At 43.7% G+C, this 2,805-nt stretch carries 4 protein-coding genes and 1 tRNA gene; 4 read left to right on the top strand and 1 reads right to left on the bottom strand.

Annotated elements, in window-relative coordinates:
• Window positions 1-127 precede the first annotated feature (127 nt).
• Complete coding sequence (gene yidD / locus EWV84_RS03995; RefSeq protein WP_287076588.1) at window positions 128-358, top strand: membrane protein insertion efficiency factor YidD; 231 nt, start codon at window positions 128-130, stop codon at window positions 356-358.
• A 16-nt stretch (window positions 359-374) separates the two neighbouring features.
• Here the strand turns inward: yidD and EWV84_RS04000 are convergent, their stop codons facing one another.
• Window positions 375-1,133 (bottom strand): LmeA family phospholipid-binding protein, encoded by a 759-nt coding sequence (locus tag EWV84_RS04000; protein WP_287076590.1) that lies wholly within the window; start codon window positions 1,131-1,133, stop codon window positions 375-377.
• Window positions 1,134-1,331: 198 nt separating this feature from the next.
• On the opposite strand from EWV84_RS04000, the gene EWV84_RS04005 reads away from it, so the two are divergent.
• The 3 genes from EWV84_RS04005 to EWV84_RS04015 form a co-directional block, all read left to right on the top strand.
• Window positions 1,332-2,471: a ferrochelatase gene (locus EWV84_RS04005; protein ID WP_287076592.1), complete on the top strand. Its 1,140-nt coding sequence runs from the start codon at window positions 1,332-1,334 to the stop codon at window positions 2,469-2,471.
• A gap of 88 nt (window positions 2,472-2,559) precedes the next feature.
• A tRNA-Arg gene (locus EWV84_RS04010) sits at window positions 2,560-2,632 on the top strand.
• Window positions 2,633-2,731: 99 nt separating this feature from the next.
• The coding region (locus EWV84_RS04015) for a helix-turn-helix domain-containing protein (protein WP_287076595.1) at window positions 2,732-2,805 on the top strand (74 nt) is incomplete at its 3' end.

Consider the following 2,805-nt stretch of genomic DNA (forward strand, 5'->3'; position numbering starts at 1 on the left):
GTGTGGGGTAAAATCGAAACGAATAGGCTTTTTCCATGTCTCACATTTTAGCATATATTTGGTAAATGCGCTAATATTTAACAGTAAAGCCGTCGTAGAACGACGGGGTTTCAGACCCAAATTTTCGATGAAAGGAATTTTTATTGGTTTAATTAAGGGATATCGACGGTTTATTTCGCCGCTATTTCCCCCTTCCTGTCGTTTTCAACCCACCTGTTCCCAGTATGCCATGGAAGCGATCGATCGCTTTGGTGTGGTGCGCGGTTCTTGGTTAGCAATTAAGCGTATTCTCCGTTGTCATCCTTTTCACCCCGGAGGTTACGATCCTGTGCCTCCCTGTAGCCACAAGCACGATTAAAATGCAAAAATGCTGCCTATTTTCTTTGGGGAAAACGCTCGATATCGGCGATACCATAAAAGATGATCTGTTTATCTTTTAAACGTAGTCGATCGACCCTTAATTGAGTACCATCGAGGGCAAATTTATCTAAATCCATGAGGTTGTTAACGTGGCTGATTAAAGCTTCTCCTAAAGCTTTCGATCTTTCGTCCCCTTGATAAACCACCTCAACAAATTGAATTTTTCGCCGTTCTTCCACAACCACAGCAGTGGTCATTTCTAGAAGAATTGGTTCTTCTTCTCCCAATTTGATCAGACTTTTCAGAGTTAAAGTTTTATTGTCATTGAGAATTAATTCCGTATTCTGACAGTGAATTGATTTACCTTCGTACTCTAATCTTTGCAGTTTTTCGACAATAAAAGGTGTATTAAAAGAGGTGGTTAAATCTTCTTCCGTTAAAACTACCCGCAAAGTGGCCCGCGTCGGTTGACGGAGTTTTACCTGTCCGGTAAAAATGGCACTAAAATCGATCGCCACCGCTTGCACATACAATTCCATGGCTTCGATGCGTAGGCCATTGTACATCAGCATCGACTGACCGATAAAGTCAAAACCGTCGATACTGCCTTGCAGTAATTTGGCTACGGGTTCGGCGCGGACAGTAGCTTTCAGCTTGCCTGTCCGTTTGAATAATGCAGCGATCGCAGCACTCACCGCCTTACTGATGAGTTGATCGCCGCTCTGATTGGGAAAAGGTAAGCTACCAAACACGCCTGCTGTCATATCTCTCATAAGTGGGACTACAACGATCTTAACATTATTTAAAGTTTCTTTACATCTCGTTTTATTAATGAGGATGATAAGCAATCTGTATGATTCTGTAGAGGTTATAAATTTTTAGCGGTCTATCCCGTGCGAGGGGATAGGATAGGAAAGTGCTACTATCCCAGTGATATAGCGTTTTTCACTTAGAAAATCGGGGTTAAAAACGTGGTTGCCATTTCAGATCAACAACAGTTAGCCGCTACCCACAACCACAGCGATCGAGTGGCGGTATTATTAATGGGATACGGGGAAGTGGAGAGTTACGAGGACTTTGCCAACTATAATGAACAGGCCTTAAATCTGCTGACGGCTAAGTTCGCTCCTGTACCGACTTGGGTTTATCCTCCCCTAGCGAAATTATTGGCCATATTTGACCTACACGAATGGCAACACCAGCATAATCACTTTATTTCGCCCCATAACCACATTTTCGAGCATCAAAGACAGGAAATCGAGCGCAATTTACAGGCAAAATGGGGTAATCGGGTGGAGGTATTCAAAGCGTTTAACTTCTGCGCGCCTTTTTTACCAGCACAGGTATTAGGGGAAATCCGCGAACGGGGATTCGAGAAAATTTTGATCTATCCTCTCCTCGTGGTTGATTCTATCTTTACCAGTGGCATTGCGATCGAACAAGTTAACAAAGCTTTAGCTCAAGGACAAACGGGGGAACATTGGGTGAAAGGATTGCGCTATATTCCCTCGTTTTATAACCAACCCGCTTATATAGAGCTAATGGCGCGGTTAGTGGAAGAAAAAATCGCTACCGAGGTAGCTAGTAGCTGTCTTCCCTCGCAAATTGGCATTATTTTAATGAATCACGGTTGTCCCCACGAAGCGAAGGGATTTACGTCGGGAATCGATGAAAGTCAAGCTTTATACGAGTTAGTCCGGGAAAAATTAATCTATCGTTATCCCTTGGTTTCTGTGGGTTGGTTAAATCACCAAACCCCCTTAATTAAATGGACGCAACCGAATGCAGAGTTAGCGGCGAAGAATTTAATCGAATTAGGGGCCAAAGCTTTAATTTTCATGCCGATTGGCTTTGCTACGGAAAATCACGAAACTTTACTGGATGTGGAGCATATTATCGAAGCTTTACGCCGCAAACACGACCAAGTTAATTATGTGCAGATGGCCTGTGTCAACGATAACCCCGAATTTTGCCGGATGGCTGCCGATTGGGCCGAGGAACATATCGAAGCTCTCATATCACAAGAGGCTTTATCTGTCAATAGTTCTGTAACAATTCCTCACATTCATTCCGATCACCATCATCACCACGGACACCACCATCATCATTAAGCTTGGACAGTGGCAAAGAGGGGTAGCGGCGAAAATTAGTCCTACCACTTGTCACTGTTGGAAGTATGATCTATAATTGTGCTTTCTTGGGTACGTAGCTCAATGGATAGAGCATCCGCCTTCTAAGCGGACGGTTGTAGGTTCGATCCCTACCGTACCCGTTACTCATCGAAAATTTTGGGTCTGAAACCCCGTCGTTCTACGACGGCTTTACTGTTAAATACTAGCGCATTTACCAAATATATGCTAAAATGTGAGACATGGAAAAAGCCTATTGGTTTCGATTTTACCCCACACCAGAACAAGAGTCGCTATTGCGGCGCACCTTGGGCTG

It is taken from the genome of Microcystis sp. M_QC_C_20170808_M3Col (genome assembly GCF_007095505.1).
Taxonomy (GTDB): domain Bacteria; phylum Cyanobacteriota; class Cyanobacteriia; order Cyanobacteriales; family Microcystaceae; genus Microcystis.